The 25,474-nt window shown below is 68.3% G+C and carries 26 protein-coding genes, 2 tRNA genes and 1 riboswitch; of the genes, 17 read left to right on the top strand and 11 right to left on the bottom strand.

Translation table 11 applies throughout. From position 1 onward, the window contains the following. The first annotated feature begins 10 nt into the window (after positions 1–10). Complete coding sequence (locus OHA18_RS01145; protein WP_329001547.1) at positions 11–589, top strand: isochorismatase family protein; 579 nt, start codon at positions 11–13, stop codon at positions 587–589. 87 nt (positions 590–676) lie between these two features. Further along, a complete protein-coding gene (locus tag OHA18_RS01140) occupies positions 677–1,531 on the top strand; it encodes an alpha/beta hydrolase (protein WP_329001546.1) in 855 nt (284 codons plus the stop codon). Between the two features lie 122 nt (positions 1,532–1,653). On the opposite strand, the gene OHA18_RS01135 is transcribed toward OHA18_RS01140, so the two are convergent. The 4 genes from OHA18_RS01135 to OHA18_RS01120 form a co-directional block, all read right to left on the bottom strand. After that, the gene (locus OHA18_RS01135; protein WP_329001544.1) at positions 1,654–2,706 is read right to left on the bottom strand and encodes a ribonucleotide-diphosphate reductase subunit beta; all 1,053 of its coding nucleotides are present in this window, start codon (positions 2,704–2,706) and stop codon (positions 1,654–1,656) included. Next, a complete protein-coding gene (locus OHA18_RS01130; protein WP_329001543.1) occupies positions 2,703–5,513 on the bottom strand; it encodes a ribonucleoside-diphosphate reductase subunit alpha in 2,811 nt (936 codons plus the stop codon). The genes OHA18_RS01135 and OHA18_RS01130 overlap by 4 nt, the downstream gene beginning before the upstream one ends. Before the next feature lie 169 nt (positions 5,514–5,682). Further along, positions 5,683–5,850, bottom strand: a riboswitch (cobalamin riboswitch). 59 nt (positions 5,851–5,909) lie between these two features. Continuing rightward, on the bottom strand, positions 5,910–6,491 hold the full coding sequence (locus tag OHA18_RS01125; protein WP_329001542.1) for a DinB family protein: 582 nt from the start codon (positions 6,489–6,491) through the stop codon (positions 5,910–5,912). A gap of 65 nt (positions 6,492–6,556) precedes the next feature. Next, the gene (locus OHA18_RS01120; protein WP_329001541.1) at positions 6,557–7,825 is read right to left on the bottom strand and encodes a Fic family protein; all 1,269 of its coding nucleotides are present in this window, start codon (positions 7,823–7,825) and stop codon (positions 6,557–6,559) included. A 61-nt stretch (positions 7,826–7,886) separates the two neighbouring features. On the opposite strand from OHA18_RS01120, the gene OHA18_RS01115 reads away from it, so the two are divergent. Continuing rightward, on the top strand, positions 7,887–8,741 hold the full coding sequence (locus OHA18_RS01115; RefSeq protein ID WP_329001540.1) for a class I SAM-dependent methyltransferase: 855 nt from the start codon (positions 7,887–7,889) through the stop codon (positions 8,739–8,741). A 3-nt stretch (positions 8,742–8,744) separates the two neighbouring features. Here the strand turns inward: OHA18_RS01115 and OHA18_RS01110 are convergent, their stop codons facing one another. Genes OHA18_RS01110 through OHA18_RS01100 form a run of 3 tightly spaced genes read right to left on the bottom strand, consistent with a single transcriptional unit; the run spans position 8,745 to position 10,279 of the window. Further along, positions 8,745–8,939 (bottom strand): hypothetical protein, encoded by a 195-nt coding sequence (locus OHA18_RS01110; RefSeq protein WP_329001539.1) that lies wholly within the window; start codon positions 8,937–8,939, stop codon positions 8,745–8,747. 9 nt (positions 8,940–8,948) lie between these two features. Next, complete coding sequence (locus OHA18_RS01105) at positions 8,949–9,800, bottom strand: 3-methyladenine DNA glycosylase (RefSeq protein ID WP_329001538.1); 852 nt, start codon at positions 9,798–9,800, stop codon at positions 8,949–8,951. Further along, positions 9,797–10,279, bottom strand: a complete 483-nt coding sequence (locus OHA18_RS01100; protein WP_329001537.1) for a GNAT family N-acetyltransferase — start codon at positions 10,277–10,279, stop codon at positions 9,797–9,799. The genes OHA18_RS01105 and OHA18_RS01100 overlap by 4 nt, the downstream gene beginning before the upstream one ends. A 41-nt stretch (positions 10,280–10,320) precedes the next feature. On the opposite strand from OHA18_RS01100, the gene OHA18_RS01095 reads away from it, so the two are divergent. The 10 genes from OHA18_RS01095 to OHA18_RS01050 all read left to right on the top strand — a co-directional run bounded on the left by OHA18_RS01095 (position 10,321) and on the right by OHA18_RS01050 (position 18,867). Next, a complete protein-coding gene (locus tag OHA18_RS01095; RefSeq protein WP_329001536.1) occupies positions 10,321–11,109 on the top strand; it encodes a fumarylacetoacetate hydrolase family protein in 789 nt (262 codons plus the stop codon). Beyond that, positions 11,102–12,610: a glutamate--tRNA ligase gene (gene gltX / locus OHA18_RS01090; protein WP_329001535.1), complete on the top strand. Its 1,509-nt coding sequence runs from the start codon at positions 11,102–11,104 to the stop codon at positions 12,608–12,610. The genes OHA18_RS01095 and gltX overlap by 8 nt, the downstream gene beginning before the upstream one ends. Next, positions 12,607–13,494 (top strand): CPBP family intramembrane glutamic endopeptidase, encoded by an 888-nt coding sequence (locus OHA18_RS01085; RefSeq protein WP_329001533.1) that lies wholly within the window; start codon positions 12,607–12,609, stop codon positions 13,492–13,494. Before gltX ends, OHA18_RS01085 begins: the two co-directional genes overlap by 4 nt. Positions 13,495–13,611: 117 nt before the next feature. Beyond that, positions 13,612–13,683: transfer RNA gene (locus OHA18_RS01080), tRNA-Gln, on the top strand. A 78-nt stretch (positions 13,684–13,761) separates the two neighbouring features. Next, positions 13,762–13,837 (top strand) — tRNA-Glu (locus tag OHA18_RS01075). A gap of 140 nt (positions 13,838–13,977) precedes the next feature. Continuing rightward, positions 13,978–15,288, top strand: coding sequence for an ABC transporter substrate-binding protein (locus tag OHA18_RS01070; protein ID WP_329001532.1), 1,311 nt, complete (start codon positions 13,978–13,980; stop codon positions 15,286–15,288). Beyond that, positions 15,285–16,145, top strand: coding sequence for a carbohydrate ABC transporter permease (locus tag OHA18_RS01065; protein WP_329001531.1), 861 nt, complete (start codon positions 15,285–15,287; stop codon positions 16,143–16,145). The genes OHA18_RS01070 and OHA18_RS01065 overlap by 4 nt, the downstream gene beginning before the upstream one ends. Next, entirely contained in the window at positions 16,142–16,957 is an 816-nt protein-coding gene (locus OHA18_RS01060) for a carbohydrate ABC transporter permease (RefSeq protein ID WP_329001530.1), read from the top strand. Before OHA18_RS01065 ends, OHA18_RS01060 begins: the two co-directional genes overlap by 4 nt. 7 nt (positions 16,958–16,964) lie before the next feature. Further along, on the top strand, positions 16,965–17,882 hold the full coding sequence (locus OHA18_RS01055) for a nucleoside hydrolase (RefSeq protein ID WP_329001529.1): 918 nt from the start codon (positions 16,965–16,967) through the stop codon (positions 17,880–17,882). Beyond that, on the top strand, positions 17,854–18,867 hold the full coding sequence (locus OHA18_RS01050; RefSeq protein WP_329001528.1) for a LacI family DNA-binding transcriptional regulator: 1,014 nt from the start codon (positions 17,854–17,856) through the stop codon (positions 18,865–18,867). Before OHA18_RS01055 ends, OHA18_RS01050 begins: the two co-directional genes overlap by 29 nt. Here OHA18_RS01050 and OHA18_RS01045 read toward each other — a convergent pair. Next, the gene (locus OHA18_RS01045; RefSeq protein WP_329001527.1) at positions 18,843–19,406 is read right to left on the bottom strand and encodes an HdeD family acid-resistance protein; all 564 of its coding nucleotides are present in this window, start codon (positions 19,404–19,406) and stop codon (positions 18,843–18,845) included. The genes OHA18_RS01050 and OHA18_RS01045 overlap by 25 nt on opposite strands. 62 nt (positions 19,407–19,468) lie before the next feature. Further along, complete coding sequence (locus OHA18_RS01040) at positions 19,469–20,188, bottom strand: IclR family transcriptional regulator (RefSeq protein ID WP_130387568.1); 720 nt, start codon at positions 20,186–20,188, stop codon at positions 19,469–19,471. A gap of 106 nt (positions 20,189–20,294) precedes the next feature. On the opposite strand from OHA18_RS01040, the gene leuC reads away from it, so the two are divergent. The 4 genes from leuC to OHA18_RS01020 all read left to right on the top strand — a co-directional run bounded on the left by leuC (position 20,295) and on the right by OHA18_RS01020 (position 24,503). Further along, positions 20,295–21,719 (top strand): 3-isopropylmalate dehydratase large subunit, encoded by a 1,425-nt coding sequence (gene leuC, locus OHA18_RS01035; protein WP_329001524.1) that lies wholly within the window; start codon positions 20,295–20,297, stop codon positions 21,717–21,719. Positions 21,720–21,733: 14 nt separating this feature from the next. After that, positions 21,734–22,333 carry a 3-isopropylmalate dehydratase small subunit gene (gene leuD / locus OHA18_RS01030; protein WP_329001523.1) on the top strand — a complete coding sequence of 200 codons (600 nt, stop codon included), beginning with the start codon at positions 21,734–21,736 and terminating at the stop codon, positions 22,331–22,333. 267 nt (positions 22,334–22,600) lie between these two features. Beyond that, complete coding sequence (corA, locus tag OHA18_RS01025) at positions 22,601–23,767, top strand: magnesium/cobalt transporter CorA (RefSeq protein ID WP_329001522.1); 1,167 nt, start codon at positions 22,601–22,603, stop codon at positions 23,765–23,767. 169 nt (positions 23,768–23,936) lie between these two features. Continuing rightward, entirely contained in the window at positions 23,937–24,503 is a 567-nt protein-coding gene (locus tag OHA18_RS01020) for an HU family DNA-binding protein (protein WP_137259297.1), read from the top strand. Positions 24,504–24,590: 87 nt separating this feature from the next. Here the strand turns inward: OHA18_RS01020 and OHA18_RS01015 are convergent, their stop codons facing one another. Next, positions 24,591–24,797 carry a hypothetical protein gene (locus OHA18_RS01015; RefSeq protein ID WP_329001521.1) on the bottom strand — a complete coding sequence of 69 codons (207 nt, stop codon included), beginning with the start codon at positions 24,795–24,797 and terminating at the stop codon, positions 24,591–24,593. A 1-nt stretch (position 24,798) separates the two neighbouring features. Next, a complete protein-coding gene (gene cofC / locus OHA18_RS01010; protein ID WP_329001520.1) occupies positions 24,799–25,470 on the bottom strand; it encodes a 2-phospho-L-lactate guanylyltransferase in 672 nt (223 codons plus the stop codon). Positions 25,471–25,474 lie beyond the last annotated feature (4 nt).

The raw sequence follows: 25,474 nt of genomic DNA, 5'->3' as shown, positions 1-25,474 counted from the left end.
AGGTCCACCCATGTCCGTCACCACCATCGATCCCAAGACCGCCCTGGTCGTCATCGACCTGCAGAACGCGGTCGCAGCGCTCCCCGGCGAGCCGCACAGCACAGCCGACGTGATCAGCAAGACCGTCGAGCTCGCCGACGCGTTCCGCAAGCACGATCTTCCGGTAGTCCTCGTCCGCGTCAGCTTCGCGGCCGACGGCGCCGATCGGCTGACCGGACGGACCGAGCAGCCCGCCCGCTCGGCCGGTGGGACACCGCCGCCCGGGGCTGACCAGATCGTCGACCAGTTGGCCGGCCACGCCGACGACATCATCGTGACCAAGCGCAACTGGGGTGCGTTCTACGGCACCGACCTCGACGTACAGCTGCGCCGGCGGGGCATCACCCAGATCGTGCTGACCGGCGTGGCGACCAGCATCGGCGTCGAGTCGACCGCACGGGCGGCGTACGAGCACGGCTATCACGTCACGCTCGCCACCGACGCGATGACCGACCTGGCGGCCGAGTCCCACGAGCATGCGCTGACCCGGATCTTCCCCCGGCTCGGCGAGTCCGGCACCACCGCGGAGATCATCGCGCTGCTCGGCTGAACCTCGTCGCCCCTCGCCTCCGCGATCGCTGGTTGCCGACGGTGTCGCGCGACTAGCATCGCGAGCATCCGAGTTTGGGGAGGGACCATGTCGCTGACTGATCGCGAACAGTCGGAGATCGAGCAGGCCAACACGTCCGGCAAGGAACCCGTGGTGTTCATCCACGGCCTGTGGCTGCTGTCCAGCAGTTGGGACCGCTGGCGGCGGCTGTTCGAGAAGAACGGCTACAGCACGATCGCGCCAGGGTGGCCGGACGATCCGGAGACGGTGGCGGAGGCGCGTGAACACCCCGAGGTATTCGCGCACAAGATGGTGCAGGCAGTGACCGACCACTACCTCGAAGCGATCGGCGGCCTGGATCGCACACCGGCCGTCGTCGGGCATTCGTTCGGTGGTCTGATCGCGCAGAAGATCGCGGGGGAGGGTGCGTCGGCCGTCACCGTGGCGATCGATCCGGCGCCGGGACGCGGCGTACTGCCGTTGCCGGCGTCGGCGTTGAAGTCGGGCTCGCCGGTGCTGGGGAACCCGGCCAACGCCCGGCGTGCGGTCACGCTGACGTTCGACGAGTTCAAGTACGGCTGGGCGAACAACCTCGACGAGGACGAGGCGCGCCAGTTGTACGACGAGTTCCACGTAGCGGCGTCCGGGGTGCCGATCTTCCAGGCCGCGGTCGCGAACCTGAACCCGTTCAGCGAGACCAAGGTCGAGTACAAGGCGGCCGGCCGTGGGCCGATCCTGCTCGTCTCGGGGGAGAAGGACCACACGGTCCCGCATGCGATCACGCACGCGGCGTACAAGCAGCACAGCAAGAACGACGGCGTCACCGAGTTCGTCGAAATTCCGGGCCGGGGGCACTCGCTGGTGATCGACCACGGGTGGGAGGAGATCGCCGGCACGGCGCTCGACTTCATCCGCAAGTACGGCCCGCCGGCAGCCGGCTGAGTCGGCGCCTGAGTGGGCGGCTGACTGGGCGGAAGGCCCGCGGGGCGGCGAGTTGCGCCGCGGGCCTTCCGGTCTGTGCCGGTCCCTTGCCGGTGTCAGCTCAGTCCCCGGTCAGTCCCAGGTCAGTCCCAGCTCAGTCCGCTGGAGGACTGGTACTCGATCACCCGGGTCTCGAAGAAGTTCTTCTCCTTCTTCAGGTCCATCACCTCTGACATCCAGCCGAAGGGGTTCCGCGTTTCACCGAAGATCGGATCGAGACCAATCTGTTCTGCCCGCCGGTCGGTGATGAAGTGCATGTACTGCTCGCACAGCTCCGACGTCAGGCCGAGCATGCCGTTCGGCATCGTGGACCGGCCGTAGGCGACCTCCAGCTCGCACGCCTCGGTCAGCATCTGCCGGACCTCGGCCTGGAACGCGGTCGTCCACAGGTGCGGGTTCTCCTGCTTGATCTGGTTGATGCAGTCGATGCCGAAGTTCAGGTGGATCGACTCGTCGCGCAGGATGTACTGGTACTGCTCGGCGATGCCGACCATCTTGTTCCGCCGGCCGAGCGAGAGGATCTGCGCGAACCCGGTGTAGAACCACATCCCCTCGAACACCACGTAGAACGCGATCAGGTCGCGCAGGAACGCGGTGTCGGTCTCCGGCGTACCGGTGCGGAAATCCGGGTCCTCCAGGTGCTGGGTGTACTTCAGCGCCCAGGCGTCCTTGTCGGAGATCGACGGCACCTCGCGGTACATGTTGAACAGCTCGCCCTCGTCGAGTCCGAGCGACGTGCAGATGTACTGGAACGTGTGCGTGTGCACGGCCTCCTCGAACGCCTGGCGCAGCAGGTACTGCCGGCACTCGGGGTTGCTGAGCTGGCGGTACACGGCGAGCACGATGTTGTTCGCGACCAGGGACTCCGCGGTGGCGAAGAACCCGAGGTTGCGCTTGAGCATCAGCCGCTCGTCCTCGGTCAGGCCGTCCTTGGATTTCCACAGCGAGATGTCGGCCTGCATGGAGACCTCGGTCGGCATCCAGTGGTTGTTGCACCCGGCAAGGTATTTCTCCCAGGCCCAGGTGTACTTCAACGGCAGCAGCTGGTTGACGTCCGCCCGCGAGTTGATCATCGCCTTGTCGGCGACCTGCACCCGGGAGGCGCCGACGCTGATTTCGCTCAGTCCGGTGGTCACTGGCAGGCCTCGCAGTCAGGGTCGTCGATGGAGCAGACGGCTCCGGTGGGCTCGGGAAGAGGGAGATCAGCAGGCACCGGGACAGACACCGGTACGGCGTTGAGCCGGCCGTCGGTGCCCTTCAGCGTGGACTTCTCCACATGAGTTGCCGACTGGGAACGCAGGTAATAAGTCGTCTTGAGGCCAGAGCGCCAGGCCGACCGGTACAGCTCGTCCAGCGCGCGGCCCGACGGCTTCGACATGTACAGGTTCAGCGACTGCGCCTGGTCGATCCACTTCTGCCGGCGCGACGCAGCCTTGACCAGCCACTGCGGGTCGATCTCGAACGCCGTCGCGTACAGCTCCCGCACGTCGGCCGGGATCCGCTCGATGCCCGCGAGGACACCGTCGTGGTACTTCAGGTCGGACACCATCACCTGGTCCCACAGCCCGCGCGCCTTCAGGTCGGCGACCAGGTACGGGTTGGCGACGGTGAACTCGCCGGACATGTTCGACTTCACGAACAGGTTGCTGTACGTCGGCTCGATCGACTGGCTCACGCCGCAGATGTTGGAGATCGTCGCGGTCGGCGCGATCGCCATCACGTTGGAGTTCCGCATGCCGTCGCGGAGCACCTTCTGCCGCAGCGATTCCCAGTCCAGTGTGGTGCTCTCGTCCACGATCACGTCGCCGCCGCGGGCCGTCTTCAGCAGGTCGAGCGAGTCGATCGGCAGGATCCCCAGGCTCCACAGCGATCCGTCGTACGTCGAGTAGCGGCCGCGCTCGGCGGCGAGATCGCTGGACGCCTCGATCGCGTGGTAGCTGATCTGCTCCATCGAACTGTCCGCGAACTCGACCGCGGCGTCGGACGAGTACGGGATGCGCAGTGCGAACAGGGCGTCCGCGAAGCCCATCAGGCCGAGGCCGACCGGGCGATGGCGCTGGTTCGCCCGCTCCGACTCCGGGGTGGTGTAGAAGTTCACGTCGATGACGTTGTCGAGCATCCGGACCGCGGTCTTCACCGTGTCCCGGAGCAGGTCGGCGTCGAGACCGTCCGCGGTGAGATGGGCGACCAGGTTGACCGAGCCCAGGTTGCAGACCGCGGTCTCCTCGACGGTGGTGTTGAGGGTGATCTCGGTGCACAGATTCGACGAGTGGACGACGCCGTCGTGCTGCTGCGGCGACCGCAGATTGCAGGCGTCCTTGAAGGTGATCCACGGGTGCCCGGTCTCGAACAGCACGGTCAGCATCCGCCGCCACAGGTCGACAGCCTTGACCCGCTTGAAGACCCGGATCTCGCCGCGATCGGCGGCGGCCTCGTATCCGGCGTACGCCTCGGCGAACGCCGTCCCGTACAGGTCGTGCAGATCGGGCACCTCGTTCGGCGAGAACAACGTCCACTCGCCCCCGGCCTCGACCCGCTGCAGGAACAGGTCGGGCACCCAGTTCGCCGTGTTCATGTCGTGGGTGCGACGGCGCTCGTCCCCGGTGTTCTTCCGGAGATCGAGGAACTCCTCGACGTCGATGTGCCACGCCTCGAGGTACGCGCAGACCGCGCCCTTCCGTCTTCCTCCCTGATTCACGGCTACGGCGGTGTCGTTGGCGACCTTCAGGAACGGCACGACGCCCTGCGACTCGCCGTTGGTGCCGCGGATCTTGGCGCCGATGCCGCGGACCGGTGTCCAGTCGTTGCCGAGACCGCCGGAGTACTTCGCGAGCAGCGCGTTGTTGCGGATGCCGCTGAAGATGCCGGCCAGGTCGTCCTCGACGGTGGTGAGGAAGCAGGACGACAGCTGCGGCCGGGTCGTGCCGGAGTTGAACAGCGTCGGCGTCGACGACATGAAGCGGAACGAGCTGAGCAGCTCGTAGAACTGGATCGCCCGCGCCTCGCGGTCGTCCTCGCGCAGCGCCATGCCCATCGCGACCCGGAGGAAGAACGCCTGCGGCAGCTCGTACCGAACCTTGTCGATGTGCAGGAGATACCGGTCGTACAGCGTCTGCAGGCTGAGGAAGGTGAAGTCCAGGTCGGCCTCGGGCGTGATCGCAGCCGCGAGCCGCTCGAGGTCGAACGTGCCGAGCTCGGGGTCGAGCTGACCGGCCTCGATCCCGACCCGGATGTACTGCGGGAAGTAGGCCTTGTAGGCCTCGGCCATCTCGGCCTGGCTGGCCTGCCGCGGCTCGCCGTGGACGCGGCCCAGCGCCTCGCGCCGGATCTGGTCCAGCAGCAGCCGGGACGCGGCGAAGCTGTACTGCGGCTCGGTCTCGACGAAGCCACGCGCGGCCATCACCAGCGCCAACTCGACCTCGTGCTGCGCGATGCCGTCGTAGCAGGCGCCGAGCGTCTCGTTCAGAATCAGTTCGGGGTCGACCGCGTCGAGTCCGGACGCCGCCTCCGCGACGATCACGCGCAGCCGGTCCACGTCGAGCGGGGACCGGGTGCCGTCGGCGGCGCGGACGGTCAGCGCCGGCTTCTCGGTGACGCCGGCCGCGTCGGCAGGGGTGCGGGCCTTGGTCCGCTCCTCGCGGTACAGGACGTAGGCGCGGGCGACCTGGTGCTCGCCGGCGCGCATCAGCGCCAGCTCGACCTGGTCCTGGATGTCCTCGACCTGCACGCTGCGGCGTGAGTCGCCGCGGCTGGTCAGGGCGCCCACGACCCGGCCGGTCAGGTCGGTCACCAGGTCGCGGACCCGGTGGGTGGCGCCGGCGTCGGCGCCCTCGACCGCGAGGAACGCCTTGGTCACGGCGACGGAGATCTTGGTGGCATCGAAGGGAGTGCTGCTGCCGTCGCGGCGGACGACGGTGAGCTCGATCGGCTGGTCCGTCGCCACGGACGGGGATGCAGCCGTTGAGGAAGCAAGGGTCACAGGTGTGCTCTCCACGAGAGTTCGGAAGCCTGGGACGACGCGGGCAGGCGCACGACGAGACCGGCAGCACCGGCCGGGAACACTGTCGTCACGCCCTGCGACCCACCCGCGAGGTCTCGGACCGCATGCACCGGCGGTGCACGCGCCGGTGGCAGGTATCCGGACTCGCGGACACCTTTCGGCGTGACGTCCGCTCACCGTTGCGGGGCAGTTCCGGATTTGCACCGGATTCCCCTGTTGCCTCGGAGTGCCCCATATCTTGTGGTGCAAGCCACTCCGAACCACCAGCAGTAGTGATGCTAGGCGGGGCGAGCTAGATCTTGCGGTAGCGCCACGCCGCGTGTCGCACATCTTGTGGTCCTAGGCGGCGACCGCGTAGAGATCCTGGAGCGTCATGATCTCCGAGCCGTGGTGGATCAGCTCGCGATTCAGCCGCAGGACGACATGACCGAACGGCTCGCCGGCGTCCAGCTCGTTGGCCTGGCTGAGGCCGACCGTCATCACCTCGTCCTCGTCCAGGTCCGCGATCGCGTCGCGCCAGGCCTCGACCCAGTAGGTCAGCCAGGCGACCGCGTCGCGCGCGTTGCCGTGCAGCGTGATGTCGGCGCGGCCCTGCTGGCTCGCGCCGAACGTCCACTCCCAGCGCTCGAAGAACGTCTCGGTCAGGTGTGCGATCAGCCAGGCGATCGTGCGCGGGCCGCGATGATCGGGCTCGTCCGGCCACTGCGCGACCCACTCACCGGTCCCGAGTGATCGGAAGTGGCCGGCGTAGTGCCGCCGGACGACCGTGAGCGCCTCGCTGCTCGGTCGCCAGAAGTACTGCTCGTCGGTCAATTGCGCGAGCCGGCCGGACAGCACCATCCAGCTGAAGCCGAGCTGGCCGCGCACCATGGCCATCGCCGACGGCCGGTGCAGGATGTCCCAGTCGAACGCCTCCGACATCACGTCTCCCCTGTACGATCGAACATATGTTCGAATTCTTGCTCGCCGGAGAGAGGAAAGTCAATTCACTGGTGTGTCGGTTCTGGTCTCGGTGGGACGGGTCTGCTAGGCGCCTCGATCCGGGTGTCGGCGGCCGGGCTGGCGAAGCGGCGTTCCAGCAGGGTGAAGGCGTCGATGAGCTCGGGCGCCTCGTAGACCCGGTTGCGCCGGCCGTCGGTGAGTTCGCGCAGGATGCGCGCCTCGACCAGGCGGGCGAGACCTTGGTTGGCGGCCTGCTGCGAGCGGTCGATGAGTTGCGCCGCGGCGGCGAGGGTCAGCACGGGAGCGGCCGGCAGCGCGTCGATCAGCAGCTCGGTCGCGGAGCCGGCGCGGACCGGCGCCGCGCGTTCCCGCCACGCGGCCTTGAGGTCGACCGCGGCCTGTTCGAAGCGGGCCGCCTCCGCGGTCGCGTGCGTGCAGGCCAGCGCGAACATCCGCAGCCACGGGTTCGCGGCGGCGCGTGCCTTCGCGGTCGTCGCGCGTCCGACGTACCGGAAGGCGGTCAGGCTGTCGACGTACTCCGTCGCGTGCGTGGCCAGCGAGAGCGAGACCGGTGGCACGGTGCGGGTGACCAGGCCTTCGGCCCGCAGGATCAGGTGGATCAGCGCCCGCCCGGTCCGGCCGTTGCCATCGGCAAAGGGGTGGATGGTCTCGAACTGCGCGTGCGCGATCGCGGTCTTCGCGAGCACGGGCAGTCGCGACTCGCGGATGAAGGTGACCAGGTCCGCGAGCAGCTCCGGGATCAGTTGCGCCGGCGGCGGGACGTAGTACGCCTCGGCGGGGGAGCGGCCGCCGATCCAGTTCTGCAGGTAGCGGATCTCGCCGGCGTACTCCGCGTGCGGCGACTGCGCCATCAGCCGGCGATGCGCCTCGAGCAGATGGTCGACCTCGAGCTTGTCGCCGGCCTGCACGGACTCGGTCACCCAGGTCATCGCGTCGACCGCGCCGAGCACCTCCTCGGCCGTGACGTCCCGCGTGGTCGCCCGCAGTACGTCGGCCTTCAGCAACCGTCGCGCCCCGACGACGAGCCCTTCGATGTGCGACGACCCGACCGCCTCGGCCCGCAGCAGGAGCCGCGCGAGCGCCTCGCTGTTCGTCAGCACGGCGGCCGTCGCGTCCAGTCGCGCCAGATCACCCGCGGCGTCCTCGAGCACCGCGAGTACGTCGTCACTCAGGTCGAACTCGCGCCCGACCAGCGGATCGGGGAAGTACAGCTCGTACGACCCGCCCAGCCGCTCTGCGCGCGTGAACCCGTCGGGGTGCCCGGGCCATCGATGTAACTCCACCCGTGCCATACCCTTATTCAACCTTATCCACAAACCTTGAACAAGGCTTGTGGATGGGAGCGTGCCGTCTGTGGACCCGGTTGTGGGCAAACTGCTGCTTGTGACTCTGGACGCGCAGACGCAGGAGATGGTGGCCGCCAACGAGGCGGACTGGGACGCCCGGGCGCCGCTGCACGCGGCGAGCGACTTCTACGACCGGCCCGCGGAGTTCTGGTTCGCCGACTACGAATGGGAGGATCTCGGGCCGCTGGACGGCCGCGACGTACTGCATCTGCAGTGCCATCTGGGCACCGAGACGATCGCGTTCGCGCGCCGGGGTGCGCGGACCAGCGGGCTCGACCTCTCGGCGACCTCGCTGGCGGCCGCCCGCGACATCGCGGCCGAGGCGGGCGTCGAGATCGACTACGTGCACGCGAACGTGTATGACGCGGTCGATGCGGTCCAGGGCCGGCAGTTCGACATCATCTACACCGGCAAGGGCGCGCTCTGCTACCTACCTGATCTGCAGGAATGGGCCGAGGTCGTCCGCGACCTGCTGAAGCCCGGCGGCGTCCTCTACATCGTCGAGTTCCACCCGCTGCTGAACGCCCTCCGGGAGGTCTCCCTCCCCGGCGAATCCGACGACCTGGTTCTCCGCGCCGACTACCTCGAAGGCCGCGGCCCCATCGCCCGCGACTCCACCGTCACCTACACCGGCGACGAAGTACCCGGACGTCAAACCAGCTACGAATGGCGCCACGGCCTCGGCGAACTCACCACCGCCCTCGCCACCACAGGCTTCCACCTCACCACCCTGCGCGAGTCCGAGGTACTCCCATGGCCCCGCTGGTCGTCCATGCAGCAAACCCCCGAAGGCTGGTGGCGCCTCCCGGACAACGCTCCGCGCATCCCGCTCCTCTTCGCCCTGAAGGCGACCAAACCCTGAGCGTCAGCGTTTCTTGGGGCCGCGGAAGGCTACGAAGATGAGGGCTACGCCGAAGGCGGCGACGATGGGGCCGACGGTGGCCCAGACCGTGCTGCCGGTCATCGAGCTGCCTTTGAGATAGCCGAGGCCCTGGAGGGTCCAGACGGCGCCGATCGCGATCAGGAGTGCGGCAATGGCGGTGGCGACGAACTTTCCCATACCGCGAGGTTAGCCGAGGAGTGCGTCGCAAAGGGTCACGAGTTGGCGGCGGAGGGGCCGGGCGCGGTCGGCGAAGGACCGTTGGGCCGCGGTGTACTCGGCTTTGCCTTCGGGTGTCTCGATCCGGACGGGGGAGTACCCGAGCGGAGCGAGGTCGTACGGCGACGCCCGCATGTCCAGGGTGCGGATGTCGCGGGCGAGCTCGAAGCAGTCAAGGAGCAGCGAGCTCGGGGTGAAGGGCATCAGCTTGGACGCCCATTTGTAGAGGTCCATGTTCGCGTGCAGGCAGCCGCCTTGCTCCAGCGCCGGCTGCGAATCGCGGGTGGGCCGGAGGACGTTCAACGGCCTGGCGGGTGTGGTGAAGAAGCGGAAGGCGTCGAAATGCGAGCAGGCGATCTTGTGCGACTCGACGACCTGATCGGTGCCCTCGGCACCTAGACGGAGCGGCCAGGAAGCGTGCCGTACGTCGGGACTCCGGTAGACCATCGCCCACTCGTGCAGACCGAAACACCCGAACTGCGGTTGCCGATCCAGCGTCGACGCGAGGAGCCGGCGGATCCATGCGATGTTGTCCGCACGGCGCATGATCTCGGCAGGGTCCAGCGATGCAGTCCCGTCGACCACGACGTACCCGCGGCGATCGCCGTACGACGCCGCGTCGAGCAGCCGGACGCCCGGACCGGGGTGCCAGATGCGGAGCTGGTTCGGACGCGTGGAGTAATAGGTGAAGAGGAAATCCTCGACAGGGTGGGCCTCACGGCGCTGACGCCGCTCGAGGTGACCGGACAACAGAACGTCGACGCGACCGGCGTGGTCATCGGCGGACGACGACCACTCGGCACGGGAGAGCGTGACGGTCATAGGTCCATCGAGAACGCGAACAGATCGACGCCGGGGATCGGGGCCCAGTCGCGTTCCGGGAGGCGGGTGAAGCCGAGGCGCTCGTAGATGCGATGGGCCGCGGTCATGTACGTGGCGCTGCTGAGGACGACGCGGCGAAGGCCTTGCTCGCGGGAGCGCTCGATGCAGCGCTGCGTCAGCGCGGTACCGACGCCGAGGCCACGGGCCCGTCCGGCCACGCCGAGCATCCGGAACTCGCCCTCGTCGGCGAGCCCGATCTCCCGGTAGACCGAGTCGACGGGGCAGTAGGTGGCGGTCCCGAGCAGGCCGGTTGCGTCAGCGGCGACCCACAGCTCTGCCTTCGCGGCGCGGTCGGCGGCGGCCCGCAACGTCATCGCGTACTGACCACGGACGAAACCGTCGTGCGAGTACGCCTCCACGGTCAGCTCGCCGACCGCGTCGTACTCCGGAGGAACAGCCAGGCGGATCTCGAAAGTCACCACATCACTGTCTCATCCCGCCGCCCCGGTAGGCTCGGCCCGTGCGTATCGCCAGATTCTCCGTGGACGACGAACCGAAGTACGGCGTCGTCGAGACCGACGACCCCGAAGGGCTCGCCGGGACCGTCAACGTGCTCGACTCGGACCCGCTCTACCGGCCGGTCCAGTTCACCGGCGAGCGGTTGCAGCTCGCCGACGTCCGGCTGCTCGCGCCGGTGATCCCGCGCAGCAAGGTGGTCTGCGTCGGCCGCAACTACGCGGCGCACGCCCAGGAGCTCGGCAACGACGTACCGGAACAGCCGATGATCTTCCTGAAGCCGAACACGAGTGTGATCGGCCCGCGCGACGGCATCGTCTACCCGGAGCAGACGCACGACCTGCACTTCGAGGGCGAGCTCGCGATCGTGATCGGCCGGATCTGCCGCGACCTGCCCAAGGAGCGGGTCAACGAGGTGATCTTCGGCTACACGATCGCCAACGACGTGACCGCGCGCGACCTGCAGAAGACCGACGGGCAATGGGCCCGGGCCAAGGGGTACGACACGTTCTGCCCGCTCGGCCCGTGGATCAGCACCGAGCTCGACGCGTCCGACCTGCGGGTCAGCACCGAACTGAACGGCGAGCTCAAGCAGGACGGGCGGACGTCGCAGTTCATCTTCGACATCCCGGAGGTGCTGGCTTACATCACCTCCTTCACGACGCTGCTGCCCGGCGACGTGGTGCTCACCGGCACCCCGGCCGGGGTCGGCCCGATGCTGCCCGGTGACGAGGTCTCGGTCACCGTCGAGGGACTCGGAACTCTGACGAACAAGGTGATCGTGCGTGACTGACGCCGTGCTGTGGGACCTCGAGCCGAGCGAGGTGCGGGTGCGCTTCCCACCGTCCCCGACCGGCCTGCTGACCCTCGGCAACATCCGGAGCGCACTGTTCAACTGGGCCTTCGCCCGGCACTACGGCGGCAAGCTGGTGCTCCGGATCGAGGACACCGACACCGCACGCAACACCGAAGAGGGCTACCAGTACACCTACGACTCGATGCGCTGGCTCGGCCTCACCTGGGACGAAGGCCCCGAGGCCGGCGGCGACTACGGGCCGTACCTGCAGTCCGAGCGGATGGAGCTGTACGCCGACATCGTCGCCAAGCTGCTCGCCGCGGGCAAGGCGTACCACTGCTACTGCTCGCAGGAGGAGCTCGACCAGCGCCGCGAGGCCGCGCGTACCTCCGGCCGGCACAGCGGGTACGACGGCCACTGCCGCAACCTCGACCCCGAGCAGGTCCAGGCGTACGTCGAGGAAGGCCGCCGGCCCGTGGTGCGGCTGCGGATGCCCGACCGCCCGATCGTGTTCGACGACCTGGTCCGCGGCGAGATCACCTTCCTCCCGGAGAACCTGGGCGACTACGTCCTGGTCCGCGCGAACGGCTACCCGCTCTACCCGCTGGTGAATCCGGTCGACGACGCGCTGATGGAGATCAGCCACGTGCTCCGCGGCGAGGATCTGCTCCCGTCGACACCGCGCCAGATCGCGCTGTACGAGGCGCTGGCCGAGATCGGTGTCGGCAGCGGCCGTACGCCGCGGTTCGGGCACCTGCCGTTCGTGATGGGCGAGGGCAACAAGAAGCTGTCCAAACGCGACCCGGGCTCCGGCCTCGGCGAGTACATGGAGCGCGGCTTCCTGCCCGAGGGCCTGCTGAACTACCTGGCCCTGCTCGGCTGGTCGATCGCCGACGACCGCGACGTGTTCACCATGGACGAGATGGTCAAGGCCTTCGACGTCCGCAAGGTGAACTCCAACGCCGCGCGGTTCGACCCGAAGAAGTGCGAAGCGATCAACGCCGCGCACATGCGGATGCTGACGCCGGACGACTTCGCGCAGCGGATGGTTCCGTTCCTGGCCAAGGCCGGGGTCCTTCCGGTCGAGCCGTCCGCGGATCAGCTCGCGGTACTGCGGGCCGCCGTGCCGCTCGTGCAGGAGCGGATGAACTCGTTGTCCGAGTCGGTCGAGATGCTCGGGTTCCTGTTCGTCGACGAGGACGCGTTCTCGATCGACCCGGATGCCGCCGCGAAGGTGCTGACCGGTGACGCGGGCGCTGTCCTGGATGCCTCCGCCACGGCGCTCGCCGGCGCCGAGTGGACGACCGAGGCGATCGAGGCGGCGCTGCGGGCGTCGCTGATCGACGGCCTCGGGCTGAAGCCGAAGAACGCGTTCGGCCCGGTCCGGGTGGCGATCTCCGGCCGCCGGATCTCGCCGCCGTTGTTCGAATCGCTGGAGCTGCTCGGCCGGGAGAAGTCCCTGCACCGGCTCGAGCAGGCCCGCCGTAGCGCGTCATGACAGCACCGACTCCCGGTACGCCGTACCAGCGGCTGCTGCGCAATCCCGATGCCCCGAACGGGTACGTCGTCCTCGGTGCGCTGACGATCCTGGTCGGCTGGATGTTCGCCAGCCTGATCATCATCGGCACCCAGCAGGCGATCCGGAAGGATCCCGACGGGACGATCTCCTGGCTCGGCCTGCTGGCCACGAACCTGTCGCTGATCGTGCTGATCCCGCTCAGCATGCTGATCGCACGCAAGCTCAACCGGCAGGCGCCCGGGCTGCTGTCGTCGGTCGCCGGCCGGCTGCGGTGGCGGCCGATGCTGTGGTTCGGTGGCGCCGCCCTCGTGCTCGAGCTGATCATGCTCGCGGTGATCCAGTTCGGTGGGATCCAGCTCGCCACCGGTGAGCGGCACGGCGGTGGCGCCGCGCCGGACGCGATCGCCGTCATCGCGGTCACACTGCTCACGTCGACGTTCCAGGCCGCGGGGGAGGAGTACTACTTCCGCGGGTACCTGCTGCAGGCGATGGGCGCGCTGGTTCGCAGTACGGCGATCGTGGTCGTGGTGACGTCGCTGCTGTTCACGGCCGCCCACGGGATCTGGCCGTGGCAGAGCCCGGCCCTGTTCGTGGACCGGCTCGCGTTCGGTCTGGTCGCGGCGGTCCTCGTCGTACGAACGGGTGGTCTGGAGGCGTCGATCTCGGCGCACGCGGCCAACAACGTGGTGACGTTCATCTTCGCGGCACTGACCAACACCGTCGGTGCGAGTCTTGGCGTGAAGGACGCGCCGTGGTCGCTGGTGACGGTCGACGTGGTGAAGTTCGTGGCCTTCGGCGCGATCGCGCTGGTGATCGCGCGCCGGCTCGGCCTGACCGCGGACACCAGCAAGAGTCTGGTGTGACGGGAGTGACAACCCGCCGGTGGGGGCCGTTTTGCTGTCCGGTCCCTGCCTCGGGTAAGCTCTCCGAGCCGGGTTGGTGAGGGCGGAAACAACCTCCCAGCTACGGTGAAATGCCTTTGGGGTATGGGGTAATTGGCAGCCCGTCTGATTCTGGTTCAGTTAGTCTAGGTTCGAGTCCTAGTACCCCAGCGGATTGGACCGCACCGGTGAGAATCGGTAGAGTTCAACCTCGTTGCCCGAGCCGAGAGGCTCGGCCGACAACACTCTGGCCCCGTTGTGTAGCGGCCTAGCACGCCGCCCTCTCAAGGCGGTAGCGCGGGTTCGAATCCCGTCGGGGCTACCAGAGAACAAGGCCCCCGTCCTCGCGGACGGGGGCCTTCGTGCATTCCCGGCCGGCCTCGTCGAAGGTGCTGGACACCTGCAGGTCTAACCGCTTAGAGTCTAAGCGGTTAGACCACCTCTGGATGCTGAAAGGGGATCGCCGTGCAGCGGAACCTCTTCGCCGTTCCCGCCGCCGTCGTCGCGGCCGCACTGCTCGTCGCCGGCTGCGGCGGCTCGTCCGCCTCGTCGGGTGCCCCGGCCGCGGCCGACTCCGGTCCGGCGACCGGGACCATCACGTTCACCGGCACCGACAACGCCGAGACCTACCAGCCCGTCATCAAGGCCTTCGAGGCGAAGAACCCGGGCATCAAGGTCGCCTACACCCAGATCCCGTTCGACCAGTTCAACGCGACCATGCAGCAGCGGCTGAGCGCGAAGGACACCGGCGTCGACGTCTACACCGTCGACGAGCCGCGGGTCTCGCAGCTGGCCGCCAAGGGTTTCCTCGTCGACCTGAGCGACCTCGACGGACAGGTGAAGACGGGCTTCAGCGCCGCGGCGTACAAGACCAACCACTTCCGCGACAAGCTGTGGTCGTTGCCGATGTGGAACTCGACCCAGTTCCTCTTCTACAACAAGACCGCGCTCGCGAAGGCGAAGGTGACGCCGCCGACCGCGGACCCGCAGCAGCGCTGGACCTGGGAGCAGGTCGAGGCCGCCGGCCGCAAGGCGATGCAGTCGGGCGGCACGAAGTACGGCCTGTTCATGGAGCAGCCGGAGGCGTACTACCAGCTGCAGCCGCTGGCCGAGTCGCTCGGCGGCGGCTCCGGGATCGAAGGCGACGACGCGCTCACCCCGGCGGTCGAGACCGACGGCTGGAAGAAGGCCATGCAGTGGTACGGCGCGACGTTCGCGAGCGGACTGTCCCCGCGCGGCATCGGCGGCTTCCAGACCGGACCGGTGTTCGCAGCCGGCGACGTGGCGTTCTTCGTCGGCGGTCCGTGGGACCTGAAGATCTTCGGCAGCTCCAAGATCGACTGGGGCGTCGCACCGCTGCCGTACTTCCAGGGCGGCAAGCCGGTCACGCCGACCGGGTCGTGGTCGCTCGGCATCAACCCGGCGTCGAAACAGCAGGCGATGGCCCGCAAGTTCCTCGAGTTCGCGACGCTCGATCCGGCCGGCAACCTGGCCACCACGAGTACGACGACGATCATCCCGGCCAACGTCGAGGCGCAGAAGCAGTACACCCCGACGATGGACGCCTTCTCCGGTGCCAAGACTGCCGGCGCCGCCGCGATCACGACGTACGAGAGTGAGCACACGGCGGTGTCGCGGCCGGTGAGTGTCGGGTACATCCAGTTCGAGGAAGTCATGGGCAAGACGTTCGCCGACATCCGCAACGGCACCAACCCCGACACGCGGCTGCAGGAGGCGACCCGCCAGCTGACCGACGCCTGGAAGTCCATCAAATGAAACAGAGGCAAGGGCTGATCGCCCTCGCCTTCCTGGCACCGGCGCTGGTGTGTCTCGCGGTACTGCGGATCGTCCCGGCGATCTCCGCAGTGATCGAGAGCTTCTACACCGAGAGTCTGTTGCGTGGCGGGCGGGTGTTCGCCGGGCTGGGCAACTACACGGACCTCCTGTCGAACAAGGACTTCCGGCAGTCGGTCGGCGTGACGCTGCTCTTCACCGTCCTGGTGAACCCGATCCAGGTGGTCGTCTCGTTCCTGCTGGCGGTGCTCTTCACCCAGCGAGCAGTCGGATCGAAGCTCTGGCGCACCCTTGTCATCCTGCCGATAGCCACCCCGCCTGCGGTGTCGGCAGTGATCTGGAGCGTCATCTACCGGCCGGACGGCCTTGCGAACGGCGTGCTCGAGCGGCTCGGCCTGCCCGCGCAGCCGTTCCTGACGTCGTCCGGCCAGGTGCTGCCGTCGCTGATCGTCCTGCTGTCCTGGATCGGCGTCGGGTACTGGATGCTCTTCCTGATCGCGGGCATCCAAGAGGTCCCGGTGGAGGTCCGCGAAGCCGCACTGCTCGACGGTGCGGGCGCGTGGCGCCGGATGGTGTCGGTGATCCTCCCGCTGGTACGCCGGCCGCTGGCGTTCGTACTGGTCGCCGACACCGTCTCCAACCTGCTCGTGTTCGCGCCGGTCCAGATCCTCACCAAGGGCGGTCCGAACGGCAACAGCAACCTCTTGATGTACGACGTGTACAGCCGCGCGTACGCGATCGGCGACATCCACGTCGCGCAGGCCGAGGTCGTCATCCTGGTCGCGCTGACGCTCGCGATCGTGGCCGGGCAGTTCCGGCTGCTGCGAGGTGACCAGTGAAGCGACTCAGCTTGTCAGCGCTCGGCGGAGTCATCGGCATCCTGTTCTTCCTGCCGTTGCTGTGGGTGCTGACCAATTCGCTGCGGCCAGGCTCGGAGACGTTCGCACATCTGACGTTGTCGTGGCAGACGTTCTTCGAGCTGAAGCCGACGTTGCACAACTACTCGGCCCTGATCGGCAGCGACGTCGGCCGTGCGACGCTCAACTCGATCCTGGTCAGCGCGGCCACCGTCGTCCTCGGTCTCGCGGTCTGCGCGTCGGCGGCGTTCGGGCTGGCCGCCTTCGAGTACCGCGGTCGCGGGCTGGTGTTCGGCATCGTCGTACTCAGCTTCCTGGTGCCGTTCGACGCGATCGCGATCCCGCTGTCGACGATGTTCCGCGACTGGCACCTGACCAACACCTTCACCGGCCTGATCCTGCCGGGCATCGGCAACGGGATGGCGATCTTCCTGCTCCGGCAGTTCTTCCTCGGCATCCCGGCCGAACTGGTCGAGGCGGGCCGGCTGGACGGGCTGGGCTGGTTCGGCGTCTTCCGCTGGATCTACCTGCCGCTGTCCCGGCCCGCGCTGATCGGCGCCGGCCTGATGCTGTTCCTCTTCCAGTGGCAGTCGTACGTCTGGCCGCTGCTGATCGGCACCGACGCCAAGCACATCCTCGGCCCGGTGGCCCTGTCGAACCTGCAAGGTCAGAACTTCACCGACTACGGTCTCGTGTTCGCGGGCGCCGTCGTACTCACCGTCATCCCGCTGGTGGTCATCGCCGGCTTCCAGCGGTGCTTCGTCCAGTCCGTGTCCAGCACGGGCCTGAAATAGGGAGACCATGCACCAGCTCATCCTCGACACCGATATCGGCTCCGACGTCGACGACGCCATGGCGCTGGCCCAGCTGATGGGCAGCCCGGACCTCGACCTGGTCGAGGTCCACACGGTGTACGGCGACACCCGGCTGCGCGCTCAGCTCGCGCGCCGGTACGCCGCGCTCGCGGGCCGCGACCTGGTCGTCGTACCAGGTGTGGTGGAGCCGCTGTCGGGACGCAAGGTCTGGTGGGCCGGACACGAGGGCACGCTGCACGACGACCTGGAGCGGGAGACCGTCAGTGCGGACAGCGCGCCGCAGCGACTGGTGGCACGGCTACGCGAGCAACCTGGTGAGCTCGACGTCGCCGCGATCGGACCGCTGACCAACGTGGCGCAGGCTTTGCGGCTCGAGCCGCAGGCGGCCGGGTGGATCCGGCATCTGTGGGTGATGGGCGGCTCGTTCGGCGACGAGAAGTCGGAGCACAACTTCAAGTCCGACGACGTCGCTGCGCAGGTCGTGCTGACCGCGGGCATTCCGACGACGATCACCGGGCTGGAGATCACGCAGCAGGTGACGATCGAAGCGTCGCGCCTGGAGCGGATCCGGGCTGCGGGGCCGTTGGGTGCGGCGCTCGGTGCGGACATCGAGCAGTGGTGGGCGTACTGGAGCGAGACCTGGAACGTGCCGCATGACCCGGTCGCCGTTCTCGCGCTCAGCCGGCCGGAGTTGTTCAGGTTCTCCGAGGCCGGGCGGGTGACGATCGAGGTCGGTGGCGACGGCGCGGGGCGCAGTACGTTCGCACCGGACCCGGCCGGCTCGGTGCGGGTCGTCACCGAGGTCGACGCCGAGCAGGTGGCCGAGGAGATCACGACCCGGATCGTGGCTGCGGGGCAGGCATACCCTGCACCTCATGGGGAGATCGATGGCGACCGCGCGTGATGTCGCCGAGCGCGCCGGCACGTCCACCGCGGTCGTCAGCTATGTCTTCAACAACGGTCCCCGGCCGGTGTCGGCGGAGACGCGCCGACGCGTGCTGGAGGCGGCGGCGGAGCTGGACTACCGGCCCAACATCCTTGCCCGTGCGCTGAGCGCGGGGCGCACGTACTCGCTCGGCCTGCTGATCCCGCAGATCCGTAACCCGTACTTCGCCACGCTCGCCGAGCACCTGGAGAACTTCGCCCGGCAGCACGATCACCTGCTGCTGATCGGTGACTCGGCCGGCGATCCGGAGCAGGAGTCGGCGCACATCGGGTCGTTCATCGAGCGCAAGGTCGACGGCGTCGTACTCGTCTCGTTGCTGGTGGAGCCGGCGATCCAGCGGTTCGCAGCGGCCGGCGTACCGGTCGTCGCCCTGCACCCCGTGCCCGACGGCGTGACGGTGTCGACGCTGTCCATCGACTACGTCGCGGCCGCCGAAGCGTCGACGGATCACCTGTTGTCGCACGGCTACCGCACCCTCGGCGTCGTCACCGGCCCGGAAGACTCACCCGGTACGTCGGAACATCGCAGCGGGATCGAGCGGGCGCTGGACAAGCACTCGCGGGCGTCGGCGCGGTACGTCGCCAGCCCGGTGTCGCGGTTCGCCGCGCGGGACGCCGTACAGCCGTGGTTCAAGCAGAAGCGGCCGCCGCGGGCGATCTACTGCTCGACCGACGAGCAGGCGTTCGGCGTGCTGTTCGCGGCCTGGGAGGCCGGGCTGCGGGTGCCGGAAGACGTTGCGGTGATGGGGTTCGACGGCACCAGTGAGTGCACGGTGACGATCCCGCCGCTGGCCAGCGTCCGGCAGCCGATCGAGGAGACCGCACGCCGCGCGGTCGAACTGTTGCTGGATCGCTCCAGCACCCAGGCCGCGCGGCACGTCCTCGACTACGCGCTGATCCCCAGCGCGTCCTGCGGTTGTCAGGCCGGCGAAGGGCTGGCCTGAGCCGGGCCGGTCAGGCTCCGTCGCACCGAGAACCCGACCCCGATCAGGACCACGCCCCAGATCAGCGCCGTGACGCCCAGTACGACGGCGATGCTGACCGCGCCCGCACCCGGCTTGGCGGCGAACAGGACGCCGATCAGGAGTGAGAGCAGCCCGTTCAGCACCAGGAGCCAGCGCGGCATCACCTGCTGACTGCTGAACGCACCCACCAGCTCGAAGATGCCGCGGATGATCAGCCAGATCCCGAGGATCCAGGTCAGCGTCGTCGCCGTCATCCCCGGGCTGGTGATCGCGAAGAACGCCGCGACCAGGGCGATCACTCCGAGGACGACCAGCCACAGCCGGCTGCCCTTCGACTCGGGCTGGAACGCCTGGACGATCGAGCCGATGCCGTCGGTGAGGGCCCAGAAGCCCCACAACAGGGCCAGGGCGATCGCCGTGTGGATCGGCCACGCGATCGCGAGGACGCCGAAAATGACGGCGATCACGCCCCGCACCAGCAGCATCTTCCAGCCGAGAGTCAGCCAGTCCCGCTCCATGTCGGACCTCCTTGAGGGCTATTTACCTCATGGTGATCCTGGTGGCGCTGTGTGACAACTACCTACTCGGAGGCGCGCCGCAGAGCTTCGGAGAGTCGCTCGGCGGCGGCCATCACGGCCGGGGCGTGCATCCGGCCGGGCTGGCGGGACAGGCGTTCGATCGGGCCGGAGACCGAAACCGCGGCGATCACCTTGCCGCTGGGGGAGCGGACCGGGGCCGAGACGGACGCGACGCCCTGCTCCCGTTCGCCGACCGAGTGGGCCCAGCCGCGGCGCCGGACGCCGGCCAGCGCGGCCGCGTTGAACGAGGCGTTGTGGAGGCCGCGGTGCATCCGCTCCGGGTCCTCCCAGGCAAGCAGTATTTGCGCCGCGGAGCCCGCGGCCATGGTCAACTGACTGCCGACCGGCACGGTGTCGCGCAGGCCGGACGGACGCTCGGCGGCAGCGACGCAGACCCGGTACTCACCCTGGCGGCGGAACAGCTGCGCCGACTCACCGGTGATGTCCCGCAGCCGCGCCAGCACGGGGCCGGCGGTCGCGAGCAGCCGGTCCTCGCCGGCGGCGGAGGCCAACTCGCTGAGTCGCGGACCGAGCACGAACCGTCCCTGCATGTCGCGGCCGACCAGGCGGTGGTGCTCGAGCGCGACTGCCAGCCGGTGGGCGGTCGGACGCGCCAGACCCGTGGCCGCCACCAGACCGGCCAGGGTCGCCGGCCCGGACTCCAGGGCGGACAGAACGAGGGCTGCTTTGTCGAGAACGCCGACTCCGCTAGAGTTGTCCATGGGACGATACTGCCGTCTCGAATCGTGGAACGCAAGTCGCTTCTCCACTGACGTGAAGCGCAGTGTGAGCGATAGCACCTCACCACAATCCTCGAAGGAGAGTCTGATGGGTAGGACGTTGTCGGAAAAGGTCTGGGACGCGCATGTCGTGCGCCATGCCGACGGAGAACCCGACCTTCTCTACATCGACCTCCATCTGGTTCACGAGGTGACCAGTCCGCAGGCCTTCGACGGCCTCCGGCTGGCGAACCGCCCGGTCCGCCGTCCCGATCTGACCATCGCGACCGAGGACCACAACGTCCCGACGTTCGACGTGGACAAGCCGATCGCCGACCCGGTGTCACGGACGCAGGTGGACACGCTGCGGAAGAACGCCGAGGAGTTCGGCATCCGGATCCACACCCTCGGCGACCCGGACCAGGGCGTCGTGCACGTGATCGGCCCGCAGCTCGGACTGACCCAGCCCGGCATGACCGTGGTCTGCGGTGACAGCCACACCTCGACGCACGGCGCGTTCGGAGCGATTGCCTTCGGCATCGGTACGAGCGAGGTCGAGCACGTGCTGGCCACGCAGACGCTGATGCAGGCCCGGCCGAAGACGATGGCCGTCACGGTCGACGGCGTACTGCCGGACGGCGTCTCGGCCAAGGACCTGGTGCTGGCGCTGATCGCGCAGGTCGGCACCGGTGGCGGCCAGGGCTACATCGTCGAGTACCGCGGCGAAGCGATCCGCGCGCTGAGCATGGAAGCCCGGATGACGATCTGCAACATGTCGATCGAGTGGGGCGCCAAGGCCGGCATGATCGCGCCGGACGAGACCACGTTCGCGTACCTGCAGGACAAGCCGCACGCGCCGCAGGGCGTCGACTGGGAAGCAGCGGTCGAGTACTGGAAGAGCCTGGCCACCGACGAGGACGCGACGTTCGACCGCGAGGTCGTGCTGCGGGCCGAGGACATCGCGCCGTTCGTCACCTGGGGCACGAACCCGGGCCAGGGCATCCCGTTGTCGGAGTCCGTCCCGTCCCCGGACGACTTCGCGAACGCGAACGACAAGGTCGCCGCCGAGCGCGCCCTGGAGTACATGGGTCTGACCGCCGGTACGCCGATGCGCGAGATCCACGTGGACACGGTGTTCCTGGGCTCGTGCACCAACGGGCGGATCGAGGACCTGCGGGCCGCGGCCGGCGTGCTGGCCGGACGGAAGGTTGCCGAGGGCACCCGGATGCTCGTGGTCCCGGGTTCGGGCCGGGTCCGGCTGCAGGCCGAGGCCGAGGGGCTGGACGCGATCTTCAAGGACGCCGGCGCCGAGTGGCGTGGCGCCGGATGCTCGATGTGCCTGGGCATGAACCCGGACCAGCTGGCCCCGGGCGAGCGCAGCGCCTCCACCTCCAACCGGAACTTCGAAGGCCGCCAGGGCAAGGGCGGTCGCACCCACCTGGTGTCGCCGCTGGTCGCCGCGGCGACCGCTGTCACCGGGACCCTGGCCGCTCCGGCCGACCTGCCGCCCGTCGCCGTACCTGCGAACGTCTGAGGAGCAACGCAATCATGGAAGCCTTCACCCAGCACATCGGTACGGCGGCGCCGCTGCGCCGCAGCAACGTCGACACCGACCAGATCATCCCGGCCGTGTACCTGAAGCGGGTCACCCGGACCGGTTTCGAGGACGGGCTGTTCGCTGCCTGGCGCAACGATCCTTCGTTCGTCCTCAACCAGCCCGAGTACGACGGCGTGTCGGTGCTCGTCGCCGGACCCGACTTCGGCACCGGATCGTCGCGTGAGCACGCGGTCTGGGCGTTGCTCGACTACGGGTTCCGCGTGGTCGTGTCGTCGCGGTTCGGCGACATCTTCCGCGGCAACTCGGGCAAGGCCGGGCTGCTCGCGGCCCTGGTGGAGCAGGACGTGGTCGAGCAGCTGTGGACCGCGATCGAGACCGACCCGGGCACCAAGGTGACGGTCGACCTGGAGAACAAGACGATCTCGGCCGGCGACGTGTCCGCACCCTTCGAGATCGACGACTACACGCGCTACCGGTTGCTGAACGGTCTCGACGACGTCGGCATCACGCTGTCGCGCGAGGCCGACATCGCTGCGTACGAAGCAACCCGGCCGTCGTTCAAGCCGGCAACGCTGCCTGCGAAGGCCTGAAACTCCCACCGGAGTTATCGCCGCCGTAACGTCTTGGCGGTCGGTGGCGATAACTCTGGTGTTACCCTTGCCGGGTTGTAAAGAACAAGGCTTGCGAGACCAAGGAGGTGGGGCGCTCATGAACAACGGCAGCGAACCCTCCAGACATACCGGTCTCGCTCGACCGTCGGGGGCCTTCTTCTTCTAGCAATAGCAGAGTCTCCAGTAGTTGCGGGTCGGGCAGACGTGCGTTCATCACTCACCTGATCCACCGCACCTGGAGGACTCATGTCCGACCTGCGCCTTCGCACGATCCGTGCGTTCAGCCGCACCCCGTCACTGCGTGCCGCCGCGCGCAAGCACGCTGCAGCCGTCTCCGCCGCCGCGATCGAGCCGGCCGAGAAGCAGTCCCGCGATCCGCAGATGCCCAAGGGGCACAGCGTCGTGGACAGCGCGATCTACTGCGACGGCCGGCGGGTCGCTTCTCCTGATTCGCTCGCCAGCACGTACGGCGCGCTGCACCAGGCCCCGCACAGCCTGGCCTGGATCGGCCTGTACCGGCCGGACCGCCGCGAGCTCGCCTCGCTGGCGCAGGAGTTCGATCTGCACGAGCTGGCCATCGAGGACGCCAACGAGGCCCATCAGCGGCCCAAGCTGGAGCGGTACGGCGACACGTTGTTCGTCGTACTGAAGGCCGCGCGGTACCGGGACGCGACCGAGGAGGTCGAGTTCGGTGAGGTGCACGTGTTCGTCGGACCGGACTTCGTGGTGACGGTCCGGCACGCCGAAGCACCCAATCTGGCCGCGGTCCGGCGCCGCGTCGAGCGCGACCCCGAGCTGCTCGGCCTGGGCGCCGAAGCGGTGCTCTACGCGATCATGGACAAGGTCGTCGACGGCTACGCTCCGGTGGTCGCCGGTCTCGAGAACGACATCGACGAGATCGAGACCGAGGTGTTCCGCGGCGACCCGAAGGTGTCGCGGCGCATCTACGAACTCTCCCGCGAGGTGATCGAGTTCCAGCGCGCGACCCGGCCGTTGATCGGCATGCTCGAGCAACTGCGCGGCGGTTTCCAGAAGTACGGCGTGGACGAGGAACTGCAACGTTCACTGCGCGATGTCGCCGACCACGTTACCGAGGTGGTGGAGAAGGTCGACGGATTCCGTGAACTGCTCCGCGACATCCTGACGGTGAACGCGACGCTGGTCGCCCAGCAGCAGAACGAGGAGATGAAGAGCCTCGCGATCGCCAGCAGCGAGCAGAACGAAGAGGTGAAGCGGATCTCTGCCTGGGCGGCGATCCTGTTCGCCCCGACGCTGATCGGCACCGTCTACGGGATGAACTTCGACAAGATGCCGGAGCTGCACTGGCAGTACGGATACCCCTTCGCGATCGGCCTGATGGCCTTGGTGTGTGGAGGTCTGCACCAGATCTTCAAGCGTCGCGGTTGGCTGTGAATCTTCCGTGAAAAGGGCCCTCAGGGGCCGGATCGGGCCAAATTGTGGCACGAATCGCCCAAAACAAGGGCGAATTGCCGCGTTGGTGTTTGTGAACGGCGTGTTGAGTCCATAACGTTCCTGTGAGATCGAGCGCTGTGCTCGACGCCTACGTTCACGGAGGGAAGCAGTGAACAAGAGCCAGTTGGTCGAAGCGCTCGCAGTGCACTTCGACGGAAACCGCCGCCAGGCCCAGCACGCGTTGGAGTCGGTGATCGACACCGTCCAGCGTGAGCTGACCAAGAAGGGTGGCAAGGTCGCCATCACCGGTTTCGGTGCCTTCGAGGCCATCGAGCGTGGCGCGCGCATCGTGCGCAACCCGCGGACCGGTGAGACCAAGCGTGCCAAGAAGACCACGGTGCCGAAGTTCCGCGCTGGTGCGGAGCTGAAGGCCGTGGTCTCCGGCGCGAAGAAGCTGCCGAAGCTGGTGGCCCCGAAGCCGGCCGCGACCGCCACCAAGGCGGCTGCCCCGGCGAAGAAGGCTGCTCCGGCCAAGGCCGCCGCAACCAAGACCGCCGCCGCGAAGAAGACGGTCGCCAAGAAGGCCCCGGCCAAGACGGTTGCCAAGAAGGCGCCGGCGAAGACCGTTGCCAAGAAGGCCCCGGCGAAGAAGGCCCCGGCCAAGACCGTTGCGAAGAAGGCGCCGGCCAAGAAGGCCCCCGCCAAGAAGACCGCGGCGAAGCGTACCGCTCGCTGATCTTCACGCACTGCGGCACCCGCATCACAGCGAAGGCCGGTCACCCCACTCCAGGGGTCGACCGGCCTTCGCCGTTGTCGGTGGCAACTAGAGCCGGGTGGCGAACTCGACCTTCGTGATGGTCAGATCAGCACCGGATCCCCTGGTCTCGAGCCGGACTCGCTGGCCGACCCGCAGATGACGCACCGGGGTGTCGGAGACGGCATGCACCGTGAACGGGAGTTCGACGCCGGTGTCGGTCAGCACAGCCCCGGAGAACGTCTCGCCGTCGTAGCGGCTCACGGTCGCTTGCATATCAGCAGGCTAGACCCTCGGTGCCGGTCGCGGCACCGAGCACCAGCGACATCACGTCCGCGGTCGCCGGCCCTACCCCGAGTTGCACGGCGTGGGCCAGATCGGCGGCCGTGTCGACATCACGACGTACCGACTCGATCCCGGGCAGCTCGATCGGGATCGCTCCGGACGCCTGGTGGGCCAGGGCGGAACCCACGCCGAAGCGGGGATCCAGCGCCACTCCGGGCGCCGCCGCGAGCAACGTCGTACCGGTGCCGGGCTGGTCGACCACGAACGAGCGGGGCGCCGTACAGGCCGTGAGCACGGCGGTGAGCTCGGCCGGGCGCAGCGCGGGAAGATCGGCGGACAATGCGGCGACACCATTGTCCGGGAACTCGGCAGCCGCCACAGTGGCTCCATGCAGCAAGGCCTCGTTGAGCCCGGCGGCCGGGAGATCCGGCACGACGTACGCGCCGGCCGCGGTCACGTCGGCCGCGACCAACGGGTCGTCGGTGACGACCAGGACGGCCCGCACCAGGGGAGAGGCCAGGGCGGCCACAGTAGTGTCGACAGCGAACGCACGGGCCAGCTCGGGACGGTGCTGCGGGTAGGCCGGAGCGAGCCGGCTCTTCGCGATCGCCGTACGCTTCACCGGGATCGCCAGCGTCCAGGGAGCGACCTGTAGGTCTGCCATCAGG

The organism is Kribbella sp. NBC_00709 (assembly GCF_036226565.1).
Lineage (GTDB): Bacteria > Actinomycetota > Actinomycetes > Propionibacteriales > Kribbellaceae > Kribbella.
Note: the sequence above shows the minus strand (reverse complement) of the source record. Positions and strands in the feature narration are given on the sequence as shown.